At 71.8% G+C, this 22,269-nt stretch carries 20 protein-coding genes; 4 read left to right on the top strand and 16 right to left on the bottom strand.

Going from position 1 to position 22,269, the window contains the following annotated elements:
• Positions 1-57: 57 nt before the first annotated feature.
• The 5 genes from ACN28A_RS34305 to ACN28A_RS34285 all read right to left on the bottom strand — a co-directional run bounded on the left by ACN28A_RS34305 (position 58) and on the right by ACN28A_RS34285 (position 5,826).
• Positions 58-450: a Fur family transcriptional regulator gene (locus ACN28A_RS34305; RefSeq protein WP_421402614.1), complete on the bottom strand. Its 393-nt coding sequence runs from the start codon at positions 448-450 to the stop codon at positions 58-60.
• A 314-nt stretch (positions 451-764) separates the two neighbouring features.
• Positions 765-1,391: a DUF1775 domain-containing protein gene (locus ACN28A_RS34300; RefSeq protein ID WP_421402612.1), complete on the bottom strand. Its 627-nt coding sequence runs from the start codon at positions 1,389-1,391 to the stop codon at positions 765-767.
• Positions 1,388-3,148: a copper resistance protein CopC gene (locus ACN28A_RS34295; RefSeq protein WP_421402610.1), complete on the bottom strand. Its 1,761-nt coding sequence runs from the start codon at positions 3,146-3,148 to the stop codon at positions 1,388-1,390. The genes ACN28A_RS34300 and ACN28A_RS34295 overlap by 4 nt, the downstream gene beginning before the upstream one ends.
• 16 nt (positions 3,149-3,164) lie before the next feature.
• The gene (locus tag ACN28A_RS34290; protein ID WP_421402608.1) at positions 3,165-3,872 is read right to left on the bottom strand and encodes a YcnI family protein; all 708 of its coding nucleotides are present in this window, start codon (positions 3,870-3,872) and stop codon (positions 3,165-3,167) included.
• Between the two features lie 313 nt (positions 3,873-4,185).
• A complete protein-coding gene (locus ACN28A_RS34285) occupies positions 4,186-5,826 on the bottom strand; it encodes a PepSY-associated TM helix domain-containing protein (RefSeq protein ID WP_421402606.1) in 1,641 nt (546 codons plus the stop codon).
• 6 nt (positions 5,827-5,832) lie between these two features.
• Between ACN28A_RS34285 and ACN28A_RS34280 the strand changes: the two genes are divergently transcribed.
• Positions 5,833-6,285 (top strand): DUF5134 domain-containing protein, encoded by a 453-nt coding sequence (locus ACN28A_RS34280; RefSeq protein WP_421402604.1) that lies wholly within the window; start codon positions 5,833-5,835, stop codon positions 6,283-6,285.
• Positions 6,286-6,406: 121 nt separating this feature from the next.
• Here ACN28A_RS34280 and ACN28A_RS34275 read toward each other — a convergent pair whose 3' ends face one another.
• The 7 genes from ACN28A_RS34275 to ACN28A_RS34245 all read right to left on the bottom strand — a co-directional run bounded on the left by ACN28A_RS34275 (position 6,407) and on the right by ACN28A_RS34245 (position 14,412).
• Positions 6,407-7,219 carry an ATP-binding cassette domain-containing protein gene (locus ACN28A_RS34275; protein ID WP_421402602.1) on the bottom strand — a complete coding sequence of 271 codons (813 nt, stop codon included), beginning with the start codon at positions 7,217-7,219 and terminating at the stop codon, positions 6,407-6,409.
• Positions 7,220-7,222: 3 nt separating this feature from the next.
• Positions 7,223-9,163 carry a dipeptide/oligopeptide/nickel ABC transporter permease/ATP-binding protein gene (locus tag ACN28A_RS34270; protein ID WP_421402600.1) on the bottom strand — a complete coding sequence of 647 codons (1,941 nt, stop codon included), beginning with the start codon at positions 9,161-9,163 and terminating at the stop codon, positions 7,223-7,225.
• Positions 9,160-10,176 (bottom strand): ABC transporter permease, encoded by a 1,017-nt coding sequence (locus tag ACN28A_RS34265; RefSeq protein WP_421402598.1) that lies wholly within the window; start codon positions 10,174-10,176, stop codon positions 9,160-9,162. The genes ACN28A_RS34270 and ACN28A_RS34265 overlap by 4 nt, the downstream gene beginning before the upstream one ends.
• A 35-nt stretch (positions 10,177-10,211) precedes the next feature.
• On the bottom strand, positions 10,212-11,663 hold the full coding sequence (locus ACN28A_RS34260; protein ID WP_421402596.1) for an ABC transporter substrate-binding protein: 1,452 nt from the start codon (positions 11,661-11,663) through the stop codon (positions 10,212-10,214).
• Between the two features lie 486 nt (positions 11,664-12,149).
• Complete coding sequence (locus ACN28A_RS34255; RefSeq protein ID WP_421402594.1) at positions 12,150-12,941, bottom strand: ABC transporter substrate-binding protein; 792 nt, start codon at positions 12,939-12,941, stop codon at positions 12,150-12,152.
• Positions 12,862-13,749: a metal ABC transporter permease gene (locus ACN28A_RS34250; protein ID WP_421402592.1), complete on the bottom strand. Its 888-nt coding sequence runs from the start codon at positions 13,747-13,749 to the stop codon at positions 12,862-12,864. The genes ACN28A_RS34255 and ACN28A_RS34250 overlap by 80 nt, the downstream gene beginning before the upstream one ends.
• 3 nt (positions 13,750-13,752) lie before the next feature.
• On the bottom strand, positions 13,753-14,412 hold the full coding sequence (locus ACN28A_RS34245; RefSeq protein ID WP_421402590.1) for a metal ABC transporter ATP-binding protein: 660 nt from the start codon (positions 14,410-14,412) through the stop codon (positions 13,753-13,755).
• A 449-nt stretch (positions 14,413-14,861) separates the two neighbouring features.
• On the opposite strand from ACN28A_RS34245, the gene ACN28A_RS34240 reads away from it, so the two are divergent.
• The gene (locus tag ACN28A_RS34240; protein ID WP_421402588.1) at positions 14,862-15,581 is read left to right on the top strand and encodes a DJ-1/PfpI family protein; all 720 of its coding nucleotides are present in this window, start codon (positions 14,862-14,864) and stop codon (positions 15,579-15,581) included.
• Between the two features lie 199 nt (positions 15,582-15,780).
• Positions 15,781-16,425 (top strand): DJ-1/PfpI family protein, encoded by a 645-nt coding sequence (locus ACN28A_RS34235; RefSeq protein ID WP_421402586.1) that lies wholly within the window; start codon positions 15,781-15,783, stop codon positions 16,423-16,425.
• Positions 16,426-16,471: 46 nt separating this feature from the next.
• On the opposite strand, the gene ACN28A_RS34230 is transcribed toward ACN28A_RS34235, so the two are convergent.
• From ACN28A_RS34230 to ACN28A_RS34215, 4 genes are read right to left on the bottom strand one after another with little or no spacing between them, the layout of a single operon-like run.
• Positions 16,472-18,514, bottom strand: coding sequence for a cytochrome c oxidase assembly protein (locus ACN28A_RS34230; RefSeq protein WP_421402584.1), 2,043 nt, complete (start codon positions 18,512-18,514; stop codon positions 16,472-16,474).
• Positions 18,511-19,095: a copper resistance protein CopC gene (locus tag ACN28A_RS34225; RefSeq protein WP_421402582.1), complete on the bottom strand. Its 585-nt coding sequence runs from the start codon at positions 19,093-19,095 to the stop codon at positions 18,511-18,513. The genes ACN28A_RS34230 and ACN28A_RS34225 overlap by 4 nt, the downstream gene beginning before the upstream one ends.
• Before the next feature lie 38 nt (positions 19,096-19,133).
• Positions 19,134-20,357: a Dyp-type peroxidase gene (locus ACN28A_RS34220; RefSeq protein WP_421402580.1), complete on the bottom strand. Its 1,224-nt coding sequence runs from the start codon at positions 20,355-20,357 to the stop codon at positions 19,134-19,136.
• A 59-nt stretch (positions 20,358-20,416) separates the two neighbouring features.
• Positions 20,417-20,944: a copper chaperone PCu(A)C gene (locus ACN28A_RS34215; protein ID WP_421404800.1), complete on the bottom strand. Its 528-nt coding sequence runs from the start codon at positions 20,942-20,944 to the stop codon at positions 20,417-20,419.
• Between the two features lie 567 nt (positions 20,945-21,511).
• Here ACN28A_RS34215 and ACN28A_RS34210 point away from each other — a divergent pair.
• Positions 21,512-22,084 carry a hypothetical protein gene (locus ACN28A_RS34210; RefSeq protein ID WP_421402578.1) on the top strand — a complete coding sequence of 191 codons (573 nt, stop codon included), beginning with the start codon at positions 21,512-21,514 and terminating at the stop codon, positions 22,082-22,084.
• Positions 22,085-22,269 lie beyond the last annotated feature (185 nt).

The following is a 22,269-nucleotide window of genomic DNA, read 5'->3' as shown; positions in this document are numbered from 1 at the left end:
CCTGCGCTGCTGTGTCGTCCGTGCCGATGCCCCGCGAGGTCCGGGTAGGCGGTGGGATCAGCGCGCGCAGGTGGTGCAGGTGCCGAAGATCTCGAGGGTGTGACCGACGTCGGTGAAGCCGTGCTGGCTGGCCACCCGGTCGGCCCAACGCTCGACCGCCGGGCCGGCCACCTCCACCGTGCGTCCGCAGTTGCGGCAGACGAGGTGGTGGTGGTGCCTGCCCTGGCTGCATCGACGGAACAGCTGCTCGCCGCCTGGTAGCCGGGTGGAGTCGATCTCCCCGGCGTCGACCAGCAGTTGGAGCGTCCGGTAGACGGTGGTGAGCCCGACCCGCGCCTCACGGGCGATCAGCATCTGGTGCAACTGCTGCGCGGTGTGGAAGCCCTCGACCTCACGCAGCAGGGCCAGCACCTCGGCCCGCTGCCGAGTGTTCCGGGTCACATTTGGCATCGTCTGGTTCACTGTACCGCCGTCTCCGCGAATGTCTCCACTGGCCGTGCCGCCAACCCTGGCCGCCTGGCACCCCGTCGATGACGCCAAATGGCGGGCGCATCCATTATGCGTCGTTGAGAAACTCGACGGTCCGCCGCATCTGGGGACGGGGCCAGACCCGGCATAGCGGAGTGAAGTGCCGTTACCGGACGTGAACGCCGACGAAGCTGATCCTCGGCGATGGGCAGCGAGTCTGGCGGCAGCAGGGTGGGCTGTTGCCGAATTCGGCCGACGGCGCCGCTGGCCCACGGCCCGGAGCGGATGACGGCCTGCTACACCCGCCGGGCGAGCCCGAACCCGGCTGCCGCAGCGGCGAGGACAAAGGCGGCGAGTACGGCCAGCGCCTGGCCCAGGGTGGCGCCGCCGCCCTGTTCCTGCGCCGCGCCGCCAGCGGCCACGGCCGGTGCGGGGGCAGTGGTCGTGTCGGGTGGGTTCGCCAGGACGGCGTTGGTGGCGATCAGCCGTGGGGCGGGGTGCTCGCTGTCGGCGGTGATGTCGATCCAGTCGTACGAGCCGCCGTCGGCGCACCGCTGCAGTACCGGAAAGAGCAACGTGTCGCCCGCTCGGGCGGTGATCCGGGTGGTCACGCCAACCTGGGCGGTCTCCAGGCCGGGGCCGGTGAACGTGACGCGGTCGTCGGCGACTGCGGCGGACCAGCGGTTCGGCGTGACGGTGGCGGTCGCGGTGACCCCGTCCGGTAGGGCGACGACCAGTTGCGTGGTGGGGGAGTTGTCGCAGCTGTGGTCGAAGCTGAGCGTGAGGGTGGTGGTGCCGTCGCCGTTCGGCTGCGCCTCGGCGATCTCGACGTGGGCGGCGGCGGGCGCGGCACCCAGTGCCAGGTATGCGACCGTGGCTACCGCCGCCGCGCCGACCGTCCGGGTCCACCGTCGCGCGTTCATCCGACGTCCACGGTGAACCGGGCGACCGGATTGTCGTACTTGGAGGTGCGTACGCTGACCTGCATCACCCAGGAGCCGGCCAGGGGCAGGTCGACGACCGCCTGGTACCGGCCGGGGCCGGTGCGCGCCAGCTTCCGCTCCAGCGGGCCGAGGTTCATCGCGGGCAGCAGCACCGTCAGCTTCGGATCGGCGACCGGGACGACGGGCTGACCGGCGGCGTCGAAGAGATCGAGTTCCATCGAGTTCACTCCTACCGTGCCCGGGGTGAGCCGGGCGACCGCCCGTCCGGGCCCCAGCGGCGACGCCAGCACGGGTGGGCTGTCCCCGGCGTCCGCTGCCGCGGGCCGGGGGGCGGTGTCGGGGGTGGGGCTCTGCGTGACCAGGAATCCGGTCGCGGCGACGACGACGACGAGCAGTGACGCCTCGAGCCGGACGGCGCGGCGCAGCAGCCGCCACGCGGCCGGGGGGCCGTCGTCGTGGTCGGCGGCCGTGACGCGGGGGACCAGGCGGAACCGGTTGTGTGCGGCGATGGCGAGGACCACTGCGGTCAGTCCGACCTTGGTGAGTAGCGCCAGGCCGTACGAGGTGCTCCACAGTGCTTCCCACGACCGCAGGATCCGCCAGCCGGTCAGCAGGCCGGCGACGCCGAGCAGACCGACGAGGACGGCGGCGGAGCGGGAGAACGCCGAAACGGTCCGCGCCGCCGCGTCGGCGGGCAGGTCGGCCGATCGGGTGAGTGTCCAGGGCAGCGCGGTCAGCCCGCCCAGCCACACGCCGGCAGTGGCCACGTGCAGGATGTCGGCCGGGACGACCAGCCACGCCGGGCCGTACGTGCGGGTGTGCCCGACCAGGGCGATCGCCCCCCAGGCGAGGGCGACGCCGGCGAACGCCACGGCGGTCAGCGCCGCGCGCCGGCTGGTGCGCACAGCCTCGGCGGCATCGCCGGATGTCGAGGGCCCGGCGGCGGCCGAGGTTGCCCACAGTCCGGCGCTCAGGCCGAGGACGACCAGCAGGGAGCTCAGTCCCTCCGTCGAGGTGAGGCCGGCCGCCCACAGGGAGATGTCGGCCAGGCCGGTCATGCCCCGGCCGTCCTGCCAGGCCGGGACGGTCGGCACCAGAACCAGCCGCGCCAGCACGGTCACGGCCGCCGACCAGGCGGCGAACCGCAGCAGCCGGCGCCGCAGGACCGGTGCGTCGGCGCGCAGCAGGACGAGCAGGAAGACCAGCAGCCCCGCGCTGACGAGCAGGCCGAGGTAGGCGGCACCCTCGGCCGCCTGACGCAGCACGTTCAGCGCGGGACCCGGACGGCTTTCCGGTAACTGCACGGCCGAGGCGCTCGGCGCACCGACGGCGAAGGTGAATCCGCCGGAGATGGGGTGACTGTCGGCTGAAACCACCCGGAACGCCACGATGTAGGTGCCGCCAGGAAGTTCCGGCGGTACGGCCAGGAGCACCTTCGTGTCCACTGACCGGCTGTCGCTGGAGAGCTCGTCACCGGCCGCGTCGAGCAGCCGGACTCCGCCCGCGCGTACCGTCACCGGCTCGTTGAAGGTCAGCGTGACCTCGGCAGGGGCGCTCGTCAGCACGGCCCCGTCCGCCGGGTCGGTGCCGAGCAGGACCGCGTGGGCGGCTGCCGGCGCCGCCGGTACGGCGGCCGCCAGCAGGCCGAGCAGACCGGCGAACGCGGTGGACGCAGCCCACCGCGCCCACCGAGCGGACTTCGACCGCCACGCCGCCGCCGTGTCGGACGCCCCCATCTGCACCGCCGGCCTGTCAGGCGGACTTGCGGGTACGCAGCAGCGCCAGCCCGCCGGCCACCAGACCCAGCGCGCCGAGCACCAGGCCGATCCAGCCGACCACACCATTGCCACCGCCGCCGGACTCGTCGCTGGACCGGGCCACCGGCTGCACGGCGGCGTCAGCGTCACCGGTGTCGGCCTTAGCGGTCAGCACGAAACTCGGCGCCGGGTGCTCCAACTCGTCGGCGTCCTGACCAGCGGCGGGCATCTCCACCCACGGCGTCTCACCCTGCTGGCAGCTCTGCACGGCCGGGAACGCCAGCGTCTCGCCGGGGGCGTTGGGCAACTTCAGCGACAGCTCGAACGTGTCCCGCAGGTCGTCCGGCAGCGGCGTCTTCGCGGTGTAGACGACCTCGGCGACCCGCTGGGTGAGCTCGTTGCCGTGGCTGTCCTTCACGGGCGGGTTCAGGTCCGCCATGACCTTCTGCACCGCCCAGTTCGGGTTCACCGTCGGGGTGACCGACACGATCTTCTCGGGGATCTTGATGGAGACCTTCGTCGTGGCGGAGCCGTCGCAGCCGTGTGGCACGCCGAACGTCAGCACGGTGTACGAGTCGGCGATGGTGACCGACGGGGTCACCGTGACATGCGCGGCGGCCGGTGAACCGCTGAGCGCCATCCCGGCGACGACGAAGAGCCCGAGCGCGCCGATCCTCACGACCTGGCGACGTGTGACACCCATAGCTGGACAACCTTTCCGGAGACAGTGCCACGACCGACGCCGCAGCACACCGCGATTCAGTAGTCCGCCACTGCCCGACGTTAGTTCCCGACCGTGCCCAGGCTCCCACGATCTGGGATAGGGCCTGAGTGTTGCGCTCTCGCGCCGACGAGAACCACCGACCGCACCGCGGTGCCGGCGGGCGGGCGCCGCAGAGTGCCGGGAGGTGGCGGCAGAGCCGAAGGTCTGCGCGAACAACTGCTCAGCGATACAGGTCGCCCGATCACCGTTGATGGTTGCCGAAACGCTGGACCGGCCGGTGTGCTGGGCGGGGTCAGACGGTGCCGAAGAAGCTCCTGAGTGCGGGAAGCCTGCGAATCAGGAGCTGGTCCAGGGCGAGGATGATCAGCAGGGACAGCCCGAACAGGGGCAGGAAGACGCCGAGTACGGCCATCGCGCCGAACAGGGTCCAGTTGCCCCAGACCGGGAGTTTCGCGCGGGGCGCGGCAAGGCCGGAGGCGGTGGTGCGGCGGGTCCACCACATCATCGGGCCGGTGACGCACATGAAGATCACAGCGAGGCAGAAGAGCGTGGAGAGGATCGTGTTGGCGGTGCCGAGGCGCCGCCCTTCGTGCAGGGCGATCCCCTGCGAGACCACCTTCGCCGCAGCGCTGTAGTCGTGGTAGCCGTACTCGCCGACCACGTCGCCGCTGTACTGGTCCACGTGGATGGTCGTTTCCTTGCTCACGTCGGATTCGGCGGGGTTGCCGACGTTGTACCACTGGCTGCTCATCACGCTGAACACGCCTTTTTCGCCCTCGGGATACATGACCAGGTACGGTCCGGGAGCGCCCTGGGCCTGAGCCGCGGTGACCGCCTTGTCGATCGAGATCGGTGTGCCGCTGCCGGTGCTGGTCCCTTGGGGGGCGTTTCCGGATGCCCATCCGGCGGGAGCCGACTGGCCGTCGGTCTCCTCGATCTGCTGCCGGATGGTGGACTCGGCGCCGGGGTCCTCGCCCCAGAGCGCGGAGCCACCCTGGGCGGTGACCTGCTGGGCCTTGGCGCCCCAGAAACCGGTCCACGGCAGGCCGGAGAGGACGAGCAGCAGGATGCCGAGGCCGACGGGGAGTCCGACGATGGCGTGCAAACTCCGGAGCCGGGCGCCGCGCTTGCCTTTGGCCTGTGCGCCGCCGCGGGCGCGGCGGCCGAGGAAGAAGATGATGAACCCGGTGATCGTCAGCACGATCGCCCAGGACGCGCCGAGCTCGACGATGCGGTCACCGACGCCGTCCTCGCCGATGAGCAGATCGCCGTGGATGCGCTCGGCCCAGGTGGAGATGAGCTGGTCCTGACGGAGCTCCCCGGTGACCGTGGAGGTGTACGGGTTGACGTAGATGTTGGTGCTGCTGCCGTCCTCGAGTCCGGCGACGAAGAGGGTCGCCCGCTCACCGGTGCCGTCCTGGACGGACAGGATCGGGCGATCCGGGAACTCCGCGCGGACGGCGGCCTCCTGGGCGGACAGCGCCGCCCGCTCAGCGCCGTCGGCCACCGGCACCTTCAGCACTCCGGGGTGGGCGAGGGAGTCCACCTCGGCCCGGAACATGTAGGTCATGCCGGTGACGGCGAGGCAGAAGAGCACGGGTATGACGATGAGCGATCCATAGAAGTGCCAGCGCCAGAACGCGGCGAACCAGTTGGTCTTCTTGGTTCTGGCCGGCGACGACGGCGATTCGGCGGGGGGCGCCGGGGTGGCTTCGGTGGCGGTCATCGAGGTTCGCCTCTTTCGATCGTCGTCGTTCTCTTTCCAGATCACGTGGTCTAGGTTGTAGTCGTGCTCGAGGCGCCATGGGTTCCCGCATTGACGATTGTCTTTTTGGTGACCGGCCTGGTCTGCGTCGGCGACCTCTTCATCCGCCGCCGTGGAACCCCCACTGACCAGGCATTTTCCGACGATGAGCTGATCGCCATCAACCACGGCGTGATGAGCGTGGCGATGATCCTGATGGCCTGGGTGATGGTCGAGGGCGTGGTCGCCTGGGCACAGGTCGCCATCTTCGCGATCCTCGCGCTCTCGCTGCTGCCCGCTTTCCTGCGGGCGCGCGGCGCGGTGGAGCGCGTCGATCTGCTCGGCCACGCGGCGATGGACGTGGCGATGATCTGGATGCTCGCGGCGATGCCGACGCTGATGTCGGAGATGGCTATCGGCGGCGGGGGCTCGGGACACTCGCACGGCGGGGGCGACTCCGCGTCGGCGCCCACGGCGACGCCGATGTGGGCGGACATCGTGAACGTCGGGTTCGTGGTGCTCGCCGCGGGCACGGCGCTGTGGTGGCTGTACCGCGCCGCGACGGCGGCCGGCCATCGGCTGCACCGGGCGAGCTACGCGACCATGGCCGCTGGCATGGGAACGATGCTGCTGCTGATGAACGGTTGACGCGCCTCCTGATCGAGTGATGGCCGCCGGCGTTGAGGCCGCTCGCATCGGCGAGGCCGGCCTGCGCGGCGGGCGGCCCCGCGCACCGTGTGGTTAACCGCGTGTCCGACCGTCCCGTACGTCACGCTCCCGGAGCGACTGACCCCGTCGCATGCCCGACCGGGATGTTGATGGTGGGGGTTGCCGCGAGAAGGGCGCGTGTGTAGGGGTGGCGGGGGCCGCTGGTGATGGGCTGGGACGGGCCCTGCTCGACTATCCGGCCGTGGCACATGACCGCGATTCGGTCCGCGAGTTGTCGGACGACGGCGAGGTCGTGGGAGATGAACAGGCAGGCCAGGCCGAGCTGCTGTCGTAGGTCGAGGAGAAGGTTGAGGATCTTCGCCTGGACCGATACGTCCAGGGCGGTGACGGGCTCGTCGCAGACGAGCAGGCGCGGTCCGAGGGCCAGCGCGCGGGCGATCGCGACGCGCTGCTGCTGTCCGCCGGACAACTGTCGGGGCCGCCGCGCGCCGACCTGGCAGTCGAGGCCGACGAGATCCAGCAGTTCGTCGGCGCGCGCGGACCGTGTCCGGGCGTCGCCGATGCGGTGGATGCGTAGCGGCTCGGTGAGGGCCTGCCGGACCGTCTGGCGAGGGTTGAGGGTGAGGTACGGGTCCTGGAACACCATCTGGACGTGACGCCGGTGCTCCCGCAGCGCTCGGCCTCGCAACCTGTGGACGTCGACTCCGGTGTACCGGACCACTCCGGATTCGGGTCGGTGGAGGCCGGTGACGACTCGGGCGAGAGTCGTCTTGCCGCAGCCGGACTCGCCGACGAGTCCGACGATCTCCCCCGACTCGACGCGCAGGCTGACGTCCTCGACAACGTTCGTCCGCCCCCGGCGTCCGTTCCGGCGGTGGGCGTACCCCGCGGTGACCTGCTCGATCTCCAGCATCGTTCAGACCCCCTTTTGTCCGGAGGCGGCTTCGTCCACCGCGAGGGTGTCGCCGGGCGGATGAGGGCAGGCTGCCCGGTGCGTCGGGTCCAGCGTCAGCAGCGCCGGCTGCGCGTGGCGACACTCGGCGACGGCGATCGGGCAGCGGGGGGCGAACGCACAGCCGTCGCTGTCGTCCGGGCCGCCGCCGGAGCGTCCGGGCATGGTGCGAAATCGGGTGCCGGGCGGTGTGTCGGGACGTGGTACGGCGTCGAGCAGGCCTCGGGTGTATGGATGCGCCGGGTTGTTGATGATGGCGGTGAGTGGTCCGAATTCCACGATCCGGCCGGCGTACATGACGGCGACCGTGTCGGCGAGCCGGGTGACGACGGCGAGGTCGTGACTGACGATGATCATGGACATGTGCAGTTCGGTGCGGAGCCGGGCGAGTAGGTCGAGCAGTTGCGCCTGCACGGTGACGTCGAGCGCGGACGTCGGTTCGTCCGCGACGAGCAGTTCCGGCTCGCCGGCGAGGGCGATGGCGAGCTGTGCGCGTTGCCGCATCCCGCCGGAGAGTTGGTGAGGAAACTGACCGGCGACCCCGGCGGGATCGGGCAGCCCGGCCAGTCGCAGCAGCTCCTCCGTGACGCGGCGGGTGGCAGCGCGACGGCCGCTGCGCCCGGCGTTGCGGACGGCCTCGTCGACGTGCGCGCCGATTGTCCGTAACGGGTTGAGCGCGGCGAGACTGTCCTGGAATACCACCCCCACGCGGCGTCCGTTGATGTCGCGCCGTTCCTTGTGCGCGAGTCCGACGAGCTGACGGGCGTCGGTTCCGGCCGCTGCCAGGGTCGCCGAGCCGGTGACGACCGCGCTGGGGTCGAGCAGGCCGAGGGGCGCCAAGGCGGAGGTGGTCTTGCCGCTGCCGGTCTCGCCGACGATGGCCAGGACGTGTCCCCGGGGCAGGTCGTAGGAGACGTCGGCGACGACCCGGCGGCGGCCGTCGCTGTGCGGGTAGCTGACGGACAGGTCCCGTACCCGAAGCAGCGGACCGGCCTCGCCGGGCGCCGTCGCCGACGGCTCGCCGGGCGAGCGCCCGGCTGTCGCACGGCGTAGCCGGGTCGGGAGTACCCAGCGCAGGATCGAGGGTCGTTCGTCGCCTGCGGCGAGGCGTTCGCCGAGGAGGTTGCTGGCGAACACGACGGCGGTGATCGCGATTCCGGGTGGGTAGGCGAGCCACCAGGCGGAGGCGAGGTGGGGGCGGCCTTCGATGAGCATCTGGCCCCATTCGGCGTGTGGTGGGGGGATGCCGAGGCCGAGGAAGCTGAGGGTGGCGATGCCGAGGACGATGGCGCCGACGTCGGTGCTGGCGTAGACCAGGCATGGTGCGACGGCTGGTGGGAGCAGGTGCCGGCCGATGATGCGGGTGGGTCCGGCGCCGAGCAGTCGCAGGGCGTCGAGGTGTGGGCTGTCGCGCAGGCTGGCGACGCGGGCGCGGGCGATGCGGGCGTACGGGGCCCAGGCCCAGAGCGACATCGCGATGATGAGGTTGTCGATTCCGGGGCCGCGTACGCCGATGACGGCGAGGGCGACGAGCATGCCGGGGAGGGAGACGGCCAGGTCGACGATCCGGGAGATGATCCGGTCGACCGGACCGCCGAGGTAGCCGGCGACGGTGCCGGTGAGGACGCCGACGGTCAGCGAGATCGTCAGGACGGCTGCGGTGACGGTGAGGGAGATCCGGGCGCCGTGCAGGAGTCGGCTGAGTTGGTCGCGGCCGAGTTGGTCGGTGCCGAGCGGGTGCTCGGCAGACGGTGGCAGCAGGCTTGCCGCCAGGTCGGTGGCGGTCGGGTCGGCCGGGGCGAGCAGCGGCGCCAGCAGCCCCGCGACGGTGAACGCGAGCAGCGGCAGCGCGACCAGCGTGGTCCGCACGGTCGCCGTCGGGATGCGCCGGTGGCGGGTGCTCATGCCGTCTCCGTCCCACGGCGCGCGGAGGTGTCCCCGGTACCGGTGCGGACCGGCCGGGCCCACGGCAGCCGGGGCGGGCGGCGCTGGCGGTCGGTGTCGCGGCGGACTCGGGGGTCGATGAGGATTTGTGCCACGTCGGCGAGCCGGTTGGCCAGGATGAACCCGCCGCCCAGGATGAGCGTACTGGCCTGCAGTGCCGGTATGTCGCGGCCGGCGGCGGCCTTGACGAAGTAGGCGCCGAGGCCGGGCCAGCCGAAGATCTGCTCCACCACGACGGTGCCGACCAGCAGGGTGCCGACGGTGAATCCGGCTACGGACAGGATCGGTCCGGCGGCGTTCGGCAGGCCGTCGCGGAGCACGATCGACGCCGGTCGGCTGCCGCGGGCCAGCGCGGCGAGCACGTACGGCTGGTCGAGGGCCTCGCGGAGTGTCACGGCCACCACCCGGCTCAGCACTCCGGCGGCCGGCAGGCCGAGCACCGCCAACGGCATCACCCAGGTCGCCGGACCCGCCATCCCGGAGGTCGGCACCAGACTCATCCGCAGGGCCAGCACCAGCACGAGGAGATAGCTGAGCCAGAACGCCGGCACCGAGGTGGCCAGCAGTGCTCCGGTGCGCAGCGCTCCACGCAGCAGGCCACGCTCCAACACCGCCCCGGCGACCCCGACGAGCACACCGACGATCAGCGCTACCACGGCGGAGCCGGCGACCAGCCACAGCGTGACACCCATCCGATCCGCGATCTCCGGGCCGATCGGTGTGTTCGTCCGCAGCGACAGTCCGAAGTCACCCGTCGCGGCGTCGGCGAGCCAGCGCAGATACCGCAGCGGGGCGGGGGCGTCCAGGCCGAGTTCGGTGCGGACGGCGTCGACCTGCTCGGGGGTGGCGGGACGGCCGGCCCGGGTCGCCGCCAGCATCGCCGCCGGGTCACCGCGCGCGAGCAGTACGAGCGCGAAGGTACCGGCGGACACCGCGACGAGTACACCGACGGTGTCGACGAGCCACCGCGCCACGTACCCTCCGGCGGAACGCAGCCGTTGCGGCGCCCTCACCCGACGGTGACCCCGATCAGTTCGAGGTCGACGTCGCTGGGCGGAACCGTGAAGCCGTCCACCCCGGCGCGCACCGCCCACAGCCGTGGCCGGTAGACCAACGGCACGAACCCGGCGTCGGCGGCGACGGCGTCGTACAGGCTTTGGTAGGCCGCTGCCCGGGCGCCAGGATCACCGGCGAACAGCGCCTTGTCGACCAGGCCCTCGATGGCGGGCGTCGTCCACAGCGGCGCCCGCGCCTCGTCGGTGAACAGGGACACGATCGAGCTGGACGGGTCGTACGGCGCGCCGAGGGTTTCGAAGAACGTGATGTCGTACCGGCCCTCGGCCCGCTCGTCGTAGTAGACGGCGGCGTCGACCGGGACGATCTCGACGGCGATACCCACCTCCTTCAAGGCGGCGGCGATCGCCGCGGCCATTGTGCGCGGGTCGAGTTGTCCCTCGGCCGGGGTCGCGGGAACGAGGAGCCGCAGCGAGAGCCGCTTACCGTCCTTGACCCGGCCCTCGCCGTCGCGGACGTAACCGGCCGCGTCGAGCACGCTGCCGGCGGCGCCCTTGTCGAAGCCGACCGGCAGGTCGTTGCCGGAGTCTGGCACTCCTGGCGGGAAGACCCGCCGGGCGGGCTCGGCGTGGTTCAGGAACAGCGCCTTGGCCATCGCGGCGGTGTCGATCGCCTTGCTGACGGCCTGGCGTACGGCCTTGTCGCCGGCCGGGCCGTCGGGGTTGAACCCGAGCATGATGGAGACGTCCGGGGCGCCGGTGAGGAGTTCGACGTCGTCGCGGCCGTCGAGGGACTTCGCCTCGACCGGGGTGATCGGGGCCAGGTAGGGGCCGCCGATCAGGTCGATCTCGTTGTTGGTGAGGGCGTCGACCCGGGCCTGCGAGTCCGGAATGACCTTGAACTCGAGGCGTTCCAGTCGTGGTTTCTCGCCCCAGTAGTCACCGTTGCGTTCCAGTACCGCACCGGTGGCCGTGTTGGACGCCAACTTCCACGCTCCGGTGCCGACCGGGGTTTGGAACTTCCCGTCGGCGGATGCCGACTTCGGGCTGAGCAGCCGGACGGGGCGGACGATCGACAACTCCTGCAGCAGCGGCTCGTACGGCTCGGACAGGGTCAGCCGGACGGTGTCCGGATCCGGCGCCTCCACGGTGGAGACGACCTGCGACGCCCGGAAGAACGAGAAGCGTTTGTTGCCCACCCAGCGGTCGAAGTTCCACTTGACGGCGGCGGCATCCAGTGGTGTGCCGTCGGTGAAGCGGACGCCGTCACGCAGGTCGAAGGTCACCTGCTTGCCACCCTCGGCGACGGTCCAGGACTCCGCCAGACCGGGCCCCAGCCGCCCGTCCTTGCCATAGCTGACCAGCGGCTCGTAGATCGCGTCGAGCAGCAGGAAGTTGCCGGTGAACGCGTGCGGGTCCAGCGCACCCGACTCCGCACTCAGACCCACCCGAAGCACAGTGGACGACGCGGTGCCGCCGGAGCCGGGACTGCAGGTGGTGACGAACGCTACCGACGCGGCGAGGCAGGCGACAAGGGGACGTGATCGCGGCACAGACTCTCCAGGTGGGGCGGTGGCTGGCGGTACGGCGGGCTGCGGGGGACGTTGCCCCATGAGTAGTCGGTTCCCTCAGCCGGATGGTTCCCGACGACTTCCGATGGCGCACGGTTAGCACAGGATCAGCCTCCTGCCGCGTCGCCACCGGCCAGCCGGTCCGCCTGGAAGGTGTCCCTGCGGTAGCCGTGGCGTAGTTCGCCAGTGACGCCCTCCGGGCCGTCGGTGACATCGGCGAGTGCGGCGCCGAATCCGGATTCGCCCGGGCGCGAGGCCGTCGGCGTGTGCGCGGAGTAGAGGCGTGCACGGCGGCACCCTCGCAGAGCGGAGGTGCGGGGTGGCTGGGGCCGGGGGAGCAGCCCCCGGCCCCAGCCGGGGAGGTTAGCTGGCGAGCACCGCGCCGAGTCGTTCGGCATTGGTGCGGAAGACGGCGAGCAGGTCGAGGTCTGCGCCGGGGTAGTTGACGATGTCGACCCGCTTGGCGCCGGGGATCTCCGGGTTGGCGCCGGGCAGGTGTGCGTTTGCCAGTACCACCGCAGGCTTCTTCGCGGTCAGTTCGGCGAGCTGGCCGGCGCTGACCGGCTGCGGCCCGTACGTGCCGACGACCTGGAACCCGACGATCTCGGCCCAGTACGCCATGAAGAGGTGGGAAACCGCGGTCTTCGGTGGGATGGGCGCGACGTCTTTCAACCCGGAGCTGAAGTTGGCGTACTCCCGGTCGAACGTGGTCAGCCAGGCGGCGGCCTTGTCGGCGGTGCCGAACAGACCACCGAGCCGGGTCACCTCGGACCGGATCTTCGCCGGAGTGTTCTCCAGCTCGACCGGTACCAGTTGCCCCTTGCCGCCGGCGGCGTCCTTGAGCTTCGCGGCGAAGCCGTCGAACTCGGCGAAGAGCACGTAGTCGGCGCCGGCGACGGCGGCCAGGTCGCTCGGCTTCGGGTCGTAGTCCGGCGGGTGCTGCACGTTGGCCGGCGCCACCACGGTGATGTCGGTGACGCCGGCGGCCTTGGCCAGCGACCCGACCCAGGAGGTGGAGGCGACCACCTTCGGTCCGCCGGCAGCGGGCGCGGCGGCCTCGCCGCTCGGCTCGTCGTCAGTGCCGCCACACCCGGTCGTCAGCAGCGCGAGCGTCAGCGCCGACGCGGTCAGCGCCGCGAGACGAGTAAATCGCATCCAGTACTCCTTGGGGAATCAGATAGGTGAGCAGGGTCAGGGTGCCGGCCACCAGCACGAGGACCGGTCCCGGCGGTTGGTCGAGCAGCAGCGCCACGACGAAGCCGGCGGTGTTGCCGAGTACGCCGAGCACGACGGCCCAGACCGCCATCGACCGCAGTGAGCGGCCGAGGTTGCGGGCGCCGAGGGCGGGCAGGATGGTCAGCGCGTCGACCAGCAGCGCGCCGGTGAGCCGGATCGACGCGCCGATCGACACCGCCACCACGACGAGCAGGACCAGCATGAGCGGACCGGCGGCGACGCCGGAGCAGAGCGCGAGTTCCCGGTCGAACAGCAGCAGCGCGAGCTGGCGGCGGTAGCGCCAGAACAGGACGTGCACGACCACCACCAGCACCGCGATGATCGCGATGTCGGTGTCGCGGGTGGCCAGGATCGAGCCCCAGAGCAGCTCGAACGCGCCGGTGGCGTTCACCCCGGACAGCGACAGCACCAGCAGCGCGCCGGCGATGGCGAACGTCATCAACAGGCCCATCGCGCCCGGCAGCCCGGTCGGCCGGCGGGCCAGTGGCGCGACCCCGGCGCCGGCGACGGCACAGGCGAACAGACCGCACAGCACCGGGTCGAGGCCGACCAGCAGGCCGACGGCGATGCCGAGCAGCGCCACGTGCATCATCGCGAACCGGACCGCGATGATGTCCAGGCCGACGATGAACACCCCGACGATCGGCAGGCCGACGGCGGCGATGAGCAGCCCGATCGCGGAGCGCTGTACGGCGGGCAACTCGAGCAGGTCGACGAGCTGGTCCACGCCTCAGACCACCCGCAGCCGGCCGGCGGCCATCTCGGCGACGCGGTCGCAGGCGCGGGACATGGCCCGGTCGTGCGAGACCACGACGACGGTGACCGGTAGGCCGGCGAGCAGGGTGGCGACCTGTTCCTGCCCGTCGAAGTCGAGCGCGGCGGTGGGTTCGTCGGCGAACAGCACCCGAGCACCGGCGGCGACGGCGCCGAGCGCGCGGGCGAGGAAGGCCCGTTGTAGTTGCCCCCCGGAGAGGGTGTGCAGGGGACGGCGGCCGAGACCCGCGGTGCCGAGCCGGTCGGCCGCGTCGCGGGCGGCTTCCGGGTGTCCGCCGCTGTCGAGCAGTTCGTCGACGAGTAGCGGGAAGCGGCCCGGGGCGAGTCGCTGCGGTACCCAGGCGATGTCGTGGCGTCGGGCGGCCCAGTCCGCCCGGGTCCGGGCGACGGTGCCGCCGACCCGGACGTCGCCGCCCGCCAGGGGATGCAGGCCCAGCGCGGCGCGTAGCAGGGTGGTCTTGCCGGAGCCGTTCGCTCCGGTCAGTGCCACATGCTCGCCGGCGGCGACGTCGAGGTCGATGTCCCGCACGACGGTACGGCGGCCGTAGCGGCAGGTGACGCCGGCAAAGGTGACTGGTGCGGCGGCGGTCATCCGGCCCGCTGCCCCAGACGGCACCGGAGCGACCGTCGCGCCTGTTCAGGTGACCGGCGGCGCGCGGGGGCAACCGCGCACCGCCGGCCCGTCCGGCCCGACTTCCGGACGACCATGGGTTCGTCCGACGCCGGCGTTGATCGCAGACTGTTGCTCCGCACGACCACTAGTCGTACCCGGGCGGCGATCGGTTCCCGGAGACTGTCCAGGACGCCCGGTCATCCGATTCATCCCCCGAAGGCGTCGGCCTCATTCCGGGTTCCGGGGCTTGCGGATCTGCCAGATGGTGTCGAACGGCCAGCAGGACAACCAGTGCCGCCACGCGGCCTGGTCGAGATGGGAAGGGATGACGATGCCGGGCTCGGGCACCGGTTCGAGCAGCGAATTGATGGTGCCGGAACTTTTCCGTATCGGTGGGCGACTATCTCTGCGAGTCGACGTGACGCAGCCACCACCACGATGAGGAGCAGCTGATGGATCGCCGGAACGTTCTTCGAGCCACGGTCGCGGCCGGAGCCGTCGCGGGTGGTGCGGTACTGGCGCAGGGAAGCGCCTCGGCGGCGCCGTCCTTCACCCCGGCCCGACCGTTGCGGGTGCAGGTCGTCACGTTCGGCGGGGTCGAGGAGCTGGACTTCATCGCCCCGATCGAGGTGTTCGGCATGGCGAAGGGCCTTGGCGGCGGGGTGATCACCACCAGCATGGTGGCCGTGGACGGTGACGATCCGGTCGTCGCGTTCCACGGCAGTCAGGTCGGACCGATCGAGCGGTGGGCACCACGTGAGGCGGACGTGTTGCTCGTACCCGGTGGCGGTTACCGCCGGGCCGACGCACCGGGGGTGTTGTACGAGATCCAGCGGGGTGTGGTCCCGGCCGCGATCACCGCCGCCCGACGGCGTGGGCTGACGATCGCGGGGGTCTGTACCGGCACCATGCTGCTCTCGGCGGCCGGTCTGACCGCCGGCCGGCCGTGCATCACGCACCATCGGGCGGTCGAGGACCTGCGTGCGCAGGGCGGTGTGGTCACCGAGGCGCGGGTCGTCGACGACGGCGATCTGGTCACCGCCGGCGGGATCACCTCCGGCCTCGACCTGGCGCTCTGGCTCGTCGAGCGGTTCCTCGGCGCCGACCTCGCCGTCCAGGTCGAGCAGGTGTTGGAGTACGAGCGGCGCGGCACCGTCTGGCGGCGCCGATGACACTCGCCGACCGGCAGCAGGACCGAGCCCAGCGGGGCGACCAGAGAAGGGGTCTTCGATGACGCGGTGGGACGAGGGGCGACGGACGGTACTGCGGGCCGCCGTGGCAGGTGGCCTCGGCGTGACGCTGGGATCCGCCGGACTGGCCACCCCCGCCGGAGCAGGGGAGCCTGCCGGCGGCACCGGCCCAGGACGACGGTTGCGAATCGCGATCCTGCTCTACGACGGATTCACCGCACTGGACGCCGTCGGCCCGTACGAGGTGCTGTGCCGGGTGCCCAACGCCTCGGTGGTGACCGTCGCCAAGCGTCCCGGTCCGGTGCGCACCGACACGAAGGTGTTGGCGTTGACCGCCGACCGGTCGCTGCGGCAGGTGCCGGCGGCGGACGTGCTGGTGGTGCCCGGGGCCGGCGACCGTGGCGTGCTCGGCGCGATGGACGACGCCGAGACGCTGGAGTGGATCCGCCGGATCCACCGGGGCTCGACCTGGACGACCTCGGTGTGCACGGGCTCGCTGCTGCTCGCCGCGGCGGGCCTGCTGCGGGGCGTGCGCGCCACCACGTACTGGGCGTCGCGGAGTTATCTGGAGTCGCAGTTCGGAGCGGTCGTCGTACCGGAGCGGGTGGTCGAGGCCGGTAAGATCATTACGGCCGCCGGAGTGTCCGCCGGGATCGACATGGCCCTGCACCTCGCCGCCCGGCTGGCCGACGAACAGGTCGCCCAGGCACTGCAACTCGCCGTCGAATACGACCCGCAGCCGCCCTACGACACCGGCAGCCCGGAGAAGGCCGGACCCGAACTTCAACAGTTGGCGTTGAAACTGCTCGCCGACGCGGCGGGGTAGCGCGTCAGCGAGCCATGCAGCAGCCCGATCACGCGGCGAACCGCCCCTAATGCGGCTCCCGGCCGGTGCCTCCGTTCCGGCCGGGAGCACCGCCGCTTCGGGCGGCGGCGTGCAGGAAGGCGTTGTAGCGGGCGAGGTCGTCCTCTTCGCCGGTGGCGTCGGCGCGGTCGGCAGCGCGATCGAGTCGGGCCTGTTCGCGCTGGTCGGCGCGGATCCACTGGCGGAGCAGGATGATCATGACGATGGCAGCGGGGAGTTCGCCGAACGCCCAGGCGATGCCGGCGCCGAGGCGCTGGTCGGCCAGCAGCGAGGATGCCCAGTCGGGGTGCACGGCGGTGTACCAGTCCGGAGCGAGAATGGTGGTCGACTGCATCAGGATCAGGCCGAAGAAGCCGTGCGCCATCATGGCCGCGAAGTGGATGATCACCAGCAGGGGTGGCGCGAGTCGTGGCCGTCCCGGGTCGACGCCGATGAGTACCCAGAAGAGCAGGTATCCGGCGACGACGAAGTGGGTGAGCATGGCCAGGTGGCCGAGGTGGTAGCGCATCAGGGTGCCGAGCAGGTCGCTGAAGTACAGGCCGAAGAGGCTGGCCGTGTAGATGCCGAGGGCGACCAGTGGGCGGGTGAGCAGGCGGAGTGGTCGGCTGTGGATGAGCAGGAGCAGCCATTCCCGGGCACCGCGCATCTGCCGGTCGGCGGGCCGGCGCAGGGCCCGTAGCGCGAGGGTGATCGGGGCGCCGCAGACGAGGAGGATCGGTACCGCCATCGACAGCACCATGTGTTGGACCATGTGCGCGCTGAACAGGACGTAGGCGTAGCGGGCGAGGCCGAGGTTGGTGACGGCGGCGAGCAGCAGTATTCCGGCCAGCCAGCTCGCCGTGCGCGACGGCGGCCAGCGGTGGCCGGCGCGGTGCAGCCGCCACACGCCGGCCAGGTAGCCGGCGATGGCGAGGGTGCAGGCGGTGAGGAAGAACAGGTCGGGCAGCGGGTCGCCGAGCAGCCGGGCCGGGGCGGGTGGGGCGGGTGGGGTGAAGCCGAGCAGTTCGACCAGTGGGTCGGCCTCGACCGGGTCGGTCGGAATCGGGGTGGGACTGCGCGACAGCGCGACCGCCAGGCCGAAGGTGGCGGCGAAGAGCAGCAGTTCCCCGGCGGCGAGCCGGGTGAACGCTCCGCGTCGTCCGGCGTGCAGCGCGGGCAGGGTACGGCGGCGGTGTGCGGCGCCGAGCGCGCCGAGTAGCAGCAGGGCGGCGAGCTTGCCGAGGATCAGCCAGCCGTAGCGGGACTGCCAGAGCTGGTCGAAGGCGCCGAGGCGTACCCAGGCGTTGGTCAGGCCGCTGACCGCGACGGCGACGCAGCAGGCCAGGGCGAGCCGGCTGTACCGGGCGGCCGCGTCGGCGAGCAGCCTGTGCCGGCGGATCATCAGCAGGGCGGCGAGCCCGCCGACCCAGATCGTGGCGGCGAGGATGTGCAGGGCGAGGCTGGTCACCGCGATCTGGTGGTTGCCGGCCCCGGCGGCGTGCCCGGTGAACGCGGGCGGCAGCACTCCGACGAGGGCCAGTGCGGCGGTGGTGGCGGCGGTTGTTCGGGACACCCCGACCCAGGACAGCGCTGCCACCAGCCCGGCGAGGCCGGCCTGGAGCAGCAGGGCCTGTCCCTGGGAGATCGAGGTGGCGAAGCTGACCACGGTGGCGACGCCGAGGTGCGACGGCGGGGCGCCGAGCAGGTCCGAGACGGTCAGCACGATCAGGACGAGGGCGGTGGCCGTCCAGCCGGCGGCCAGCGCGGCGACCCGGCGCAGCAGCAGGTAACCGGGCGCGGAGACGCTGGGGCCGTCGCCGGGCAGCAGAAATGCGGCGGTCACCGCAAGCCCGACGGTGAGGGTGGCCAGTACGTCGAGCAGCAGCCGGACCACCGGCAGGCCGTAGCTGGTGACCGGTCCCGGGTCGGGCAGGCCGGTCACCGTGGTGGCGTTCAGACCGTTTCCGACGGCGAGCGCGAGCAGCAGCACGCCGAGGCCGGCGAGCGCCACACCGGCGGGTAGCCACCGGCGCCGCTGTGCGATGTCCTGTCGTCGTTGTTGCGTGCTCACCGGTCGGAAGTCCGGCGCTGTCGGCGTACCAGGAGATACCCGGCGGCGACGAGGACGGCGCCGAGCGCCGTGGCACCGGCCCACCACCAGCCGGTGCCGGAGCCGGTCTCCTCGGGTGCTGCCGTGACCGGCGTGGCGTCGGCGGCGCCGGTCGCCGACCCGCTGCCCGCGGGGGCGGGAGCCGGCTCCTGCCCGGGCGGCAGCGTGACGGTGAACCGGAACTGTCCCTGGATCGGATGCCCGTCGGCGGAGACGACCCGGTACGCGACCCGGTAGCTTCCGGACCGCACCGGCTCGACGGGCAGGTGCACCTGCTTGTCCACCACGCGGGGTTGGCCGGCGCCGTGCCGGGTGCCGTCGGGTCCGGTGACGACGACGGTGCTGAAGTTGCCCCGGACGAGTTCGTTGAAGGTGAGGGTGATCTCGTCGAGTGGTGTGCTGACGGTCGAGTCCGCCCGGGGATCGCTGCCGAGCAGTTTTGCGTGTGCCGCCGCCGGGCCGACGCCGAACAGCCCGCCCGCCATGGCGGCGGCGAGGATGAGTACGGCCAGCGTCGCCGTCCTCCGTCCGATGCGGCGCATCGGTCGTCCGTCCTGGTGGTTTCTAGTCATCGTGTCGTTCATCCGAGTATCTGTGCGCCGATCCAGCCGTCGGGTTCGCAGCCGGGTGGGATGGCGAAGACGGCGGAGCCGATCGGGGTGATCCAGTCGTTGAGCAGGTCGCGTTCGGCGAGCCGGCGTTGGATCGGTAGGTACTGGCGGGTGATGTCGGCCTGGTAGGCGGCGAAGATGAGGCCGCTGTCGGCCCGTCCGTCGGCGTCCGGCACGCCGTCGTAGTTGTAGGGACGGCGCAGGATCTTGAGTCGGTCGTCCATGACCCGGGCGCGGGTGACGTGCGCGAAGTCCGGCATGATCGGCAGTCCGGCCTCGTTGAGGGCGGAGAAGTCGGGCTCGTCCTGCTCGTGCCGGCCGCTGAGCGGTGCTCCGGTGTCGAGGCGTCGGCCGACGGCGAGTTCCTTGTCGGTGCGGCCGAGTTTGTCCCAGGTCTCCAGTTCGGCGCGGATCCGCCGCAGCACGAGGGTGCTGCCGTCGCGCAGCCAGTCGGGGCCGTCGGCGGTCCAGACGGACTGTTCGAAGGCGGTGGTGCCGGGGCGGGGGTTGGCGGTGCCGTCGAGTTGTCCCATCACGTTGCGTTGGGTGTGCCCGTCGGTCTGGGCTCCTCGGCTGCGGCGGAAGCCGCGTTGTAGCCAGCGGACGGCGGCGAACGGTCGGGCGTCCTTGACCAGCATCCGCTGGGCGTGGGTGACGGTGAGCGGGTCGTCGGCGCAGATCTGGACCAGCAGGTCGCCGCCGGACCAGGCCGGTTGCAGCCGGTCGATGACGAAGACCGGGAGTGTGGTGACCGACGGTGGGCGTCGGTCGTCGCGGTCGGCCGCCGTGTAGAGGGCCGGGCCGAAGCCGAAGGTGATGGTGAGTCGGGCCGGTAGGACGGCGAGTTCCGGTTCGGTGTCGGCGAGCGGGGCTCGGCCCTGGGTCAGCCGGACGGCGTCGTCGGTGAGCAGTCGCATCAGTCGGCCGAGTGCGGCCCGGTCGATGCCCCGGTGCAGGGTGAACGCGACGAACGCCGCGTGCGCCTGCGGTTCGGTGCCGATGCCGGCCTGCCGAGCGCCGTGGAACGGCACGACGTCGGTGCCGACGGCGGTCGCGGCGCCCGGATCGACCGGTACCGGTACCGGTACCGGCGGCTGCCGGCCGGCGGCGGTCGCGGCGACTCCCGCCGCCGCTCCGGCGACGGCGCCGCCGATACCCAGGGCACCGCCGGTGAGCAGGCGACGCCTGCTCACCGAGCGAGTGTCCGCCGACCGGCCGGCGATCTGGTCCGCGACGGTCTCGGAGCGGTCGGTCACGGCGCCGGGCTCATCGTCATGCCCTGGCCGGGGGTCATCGGCATGCCCGAACTCGGGTCGTAGCTCTCCTCGGCGCCGGTGAAGGGCTTGGCCACCGCCGTGAAGTCGGTGGTCTTCCCGTCGGCGAAGGTGAGGGTGAAGGTCAGTTCGTCACCGGCCCGGACCGGCCTGGTCAGCTCCATCAACATGAAGTGGTCGCCGCCGGGTGCCAACTCGTGACTGCTGCTGGCCTTGATCGTGATCCCGCCGGTCTTCGGCTGCATCACCATTTTGCCGTCTTTCATCGTCATCTCGTGCACTTCCATCGGCGAGACGGCCGTGCTCACGCCGGTGATCGTGACGTCGGTGCCGGTGTTGTTGACCAGGGTGCCGAAGGCGGCGGTCATGCCCTTGTCGGCCGCCTTGATCCACGGGTCCCGCACCATGAACGTGGCGCTGTCGGTGCTCGCCGACGGTGCCGGGCTGGGCGCGGCTCCCGATGTGTCGTCGGTCCCGCCGCAGCCAGCCACGGCGAGTACCGCCATCACGGTGACGGCGAACGTGGTTGCCCAGCCTCGTACGCCGGGTGTTACCGACCTGCGCATCTGTATTCCTCCGCTGCTCGCTCTACGTTCTACTACTGGTCGTCGTGGAGCAGCGGTTGGTTCCCGCCCGTTCGGTGGATTCACTGGCTGGGCCGAGTGCCCAGGTTGTCCGCGCCCAACCTCGCCGGGAACCGATGCCCGGGGCGATCCGACTACGCAGTGGCGGACGAACGGGAGCCGCCGCCGGATGACGGTGCGGAGCGGTCGATGGGACGGTGCGGCTGATGGGATGGGATGGACCGGGTGATGGCGCTGGACGGCGCGGCAGGGCTGGTACTTCTGGCTCTGCTCGCGGTGGCCGTTTCGATCGTGCCGGGTCGGCGTGGACGTACGCCGCTGGTTGATCCTGTCGAACGGTCGCGCGGAATCCCGCCAGCCGGCGGCGCGGCGATCGGACACCGGGCAAGGACCCACCAGCGGCTACGTCTCCGGTCTGCCCGGCGGATCCCGCTGCCGTTGCCGCCCGTGCGGGCCCACCGCAGGGGGTGCGGACGGAGCCGGGGGCCGGTGCTGCGCCACCAGGTGGTCGCGGTGCCCGTCGCGCCAGATGTCCTGCCGGGCACCTCTGGCGGTCCGGATCGGCACCTGCTGGCCCTGGCCGGATGTACCGGCGGCTGCCGGGAGGCCGCAGAGCCGCCCCGGCGGCGCTCACCCACGATGCTCCGGGTCGCCCTCCTGGTCGTGCTGCCGATCCTGCTCGTCTCGGTCGGGACCGGCCTTCTTCTGCACAGCCGATCACCGGCTGCGGACCGTTCACCCTGCCCGCCCCGTCGCTCGATGATGGTCAGCGATTCCGACTACACCCTGCGGATCCGGCCGGAGACCGGCCCTGGCGCGCTGGTCGTGCGACTCTGCGTCATCGCCGGCCCCGGATCGGCCGGTCCGGTCCGGGGTTGGTCGGCTACCGCGGAAAGCGGCGGAGACTCACGGACCCGGTTGGCGCTCGCCATTCTTCCGCTGGGTGACGACACGGCGATCGGTACCGGCAGCCTCGCGCCGGGCAGGTCCTGGCTCCTGACGTTCCGCCTGACCGCACCGGACGGCCGGTACTCGGTGATGTCCACCGGCTTGCGGACCTGACGGCGGGGCGGTCCCGCGAGGGGACGGCCACCGGCTTCCGGCGGTTCGGGAACCCGGGGACGGTCCGGCACGACTAAACACGGACGCCCACCTGGGGCGTCCGCCCGGCACCGGACGCACCGACGTCGACTGCCCGCGACACCGGTACGGCGTGACCTGCCGGTACCGGGATTCCTCTGAGAGGA

It is taken from the genome of Plantactinospora sp. WMMB782 (genome assembly GCF_049179135.1).
In the GTDB taxonomy this organism is placed as follows: Bacteria; Actinomycetota; Actinomycetes; order Mycobacteriales; family Micromonosporaceae; genus Plantactinospora.
The sequence above is the reverse complement of the archived record's forward strand: the minus strand, read 5'-3'. Positions and strand labels throughout refer to the sequence as shown.

Bases quoted from the DNA above. Each gene is read 5' to 3' on its own strand.
- ACN28A_RS34305 (WP_421402614.1), bottom strand. From the start codon at position 450: ATGCCAAATGTGACCCGGAACACTCGGCAGCGGGCCGAGGTGCTGGCC.
- ACN28A_RS34300 (WP_421402612.1), bottom strand. From the start codon at position 1,391: ATGAACGCGCGACGGTGGACCCGGACGGTCGGCGCGGCGGCGGTAGCC.
- ACN28A_RS34295 (WP_421402610.1), bottom strand. From the start codon at position 3,148: ATGGGGGCGTCCGACACGGCGGCGGCGTGGCGGTCGAAGTCCGCTCGG.
- ACN28A_RS34290 (WP_421402608.1), bottom strand. From the start codon at position 3,872: ATGGGTGTCACACGTCGCCAGGTCGTGAGGATCGGCGCGCTCGGGCTC.
- ACN28A_RS34280 (WP_421402604.1), top strand. From the start codon at position 5,833: ATGAGCGTGGCGATGATCCTGATGGCCTGGGTGATGGTCGAGGGCGTG.
- ACN28A_RS34275 (WP_421402602.1), bottom strand. From the start codon at position 7,219: ATGCTGGAGATCGAGCAGGTCACCGCGGGGTACGCCCACCGCCGGAAC.
- ACN28A_RS34270 (WP_421402600.1), bottom strand. From the start codon at position 9,163: ATGAGCACCCGCCACCGGCGCATCCCGACGGCGACCGTGCGGACCACG.
- ACN28A_RS34255 (WP_421402594.1), bottom strand. From the start codon at position 12,941: ATGCGATTTACTCGTCTCGCGGCGCTGACCGCGTCGGCGCTGACGCTC.
- ACN28A_RS34240 (WP_421402588.1), top strand. From the start codon at position 14,862: ATGGATCGCCGGAACGTTCTTCGAGCCACGGTCGCGGCCGGAGCCGTC.
- ACN28A_RS34225 (WP_421402582.1), bottom strand. From the start codon at position 19,095: ATGCGCCGCATCGGACGGAGGACGGCGACGCTGGCCGTACTCATCCTC.
- ACN28A_RS34215 (WP_421404800.1), bottom strand. From the start codon at position 20,944: ATGGCGGTACTCGCCGTGGCTGGCTGCGGCGGGACCGACGACACATCG.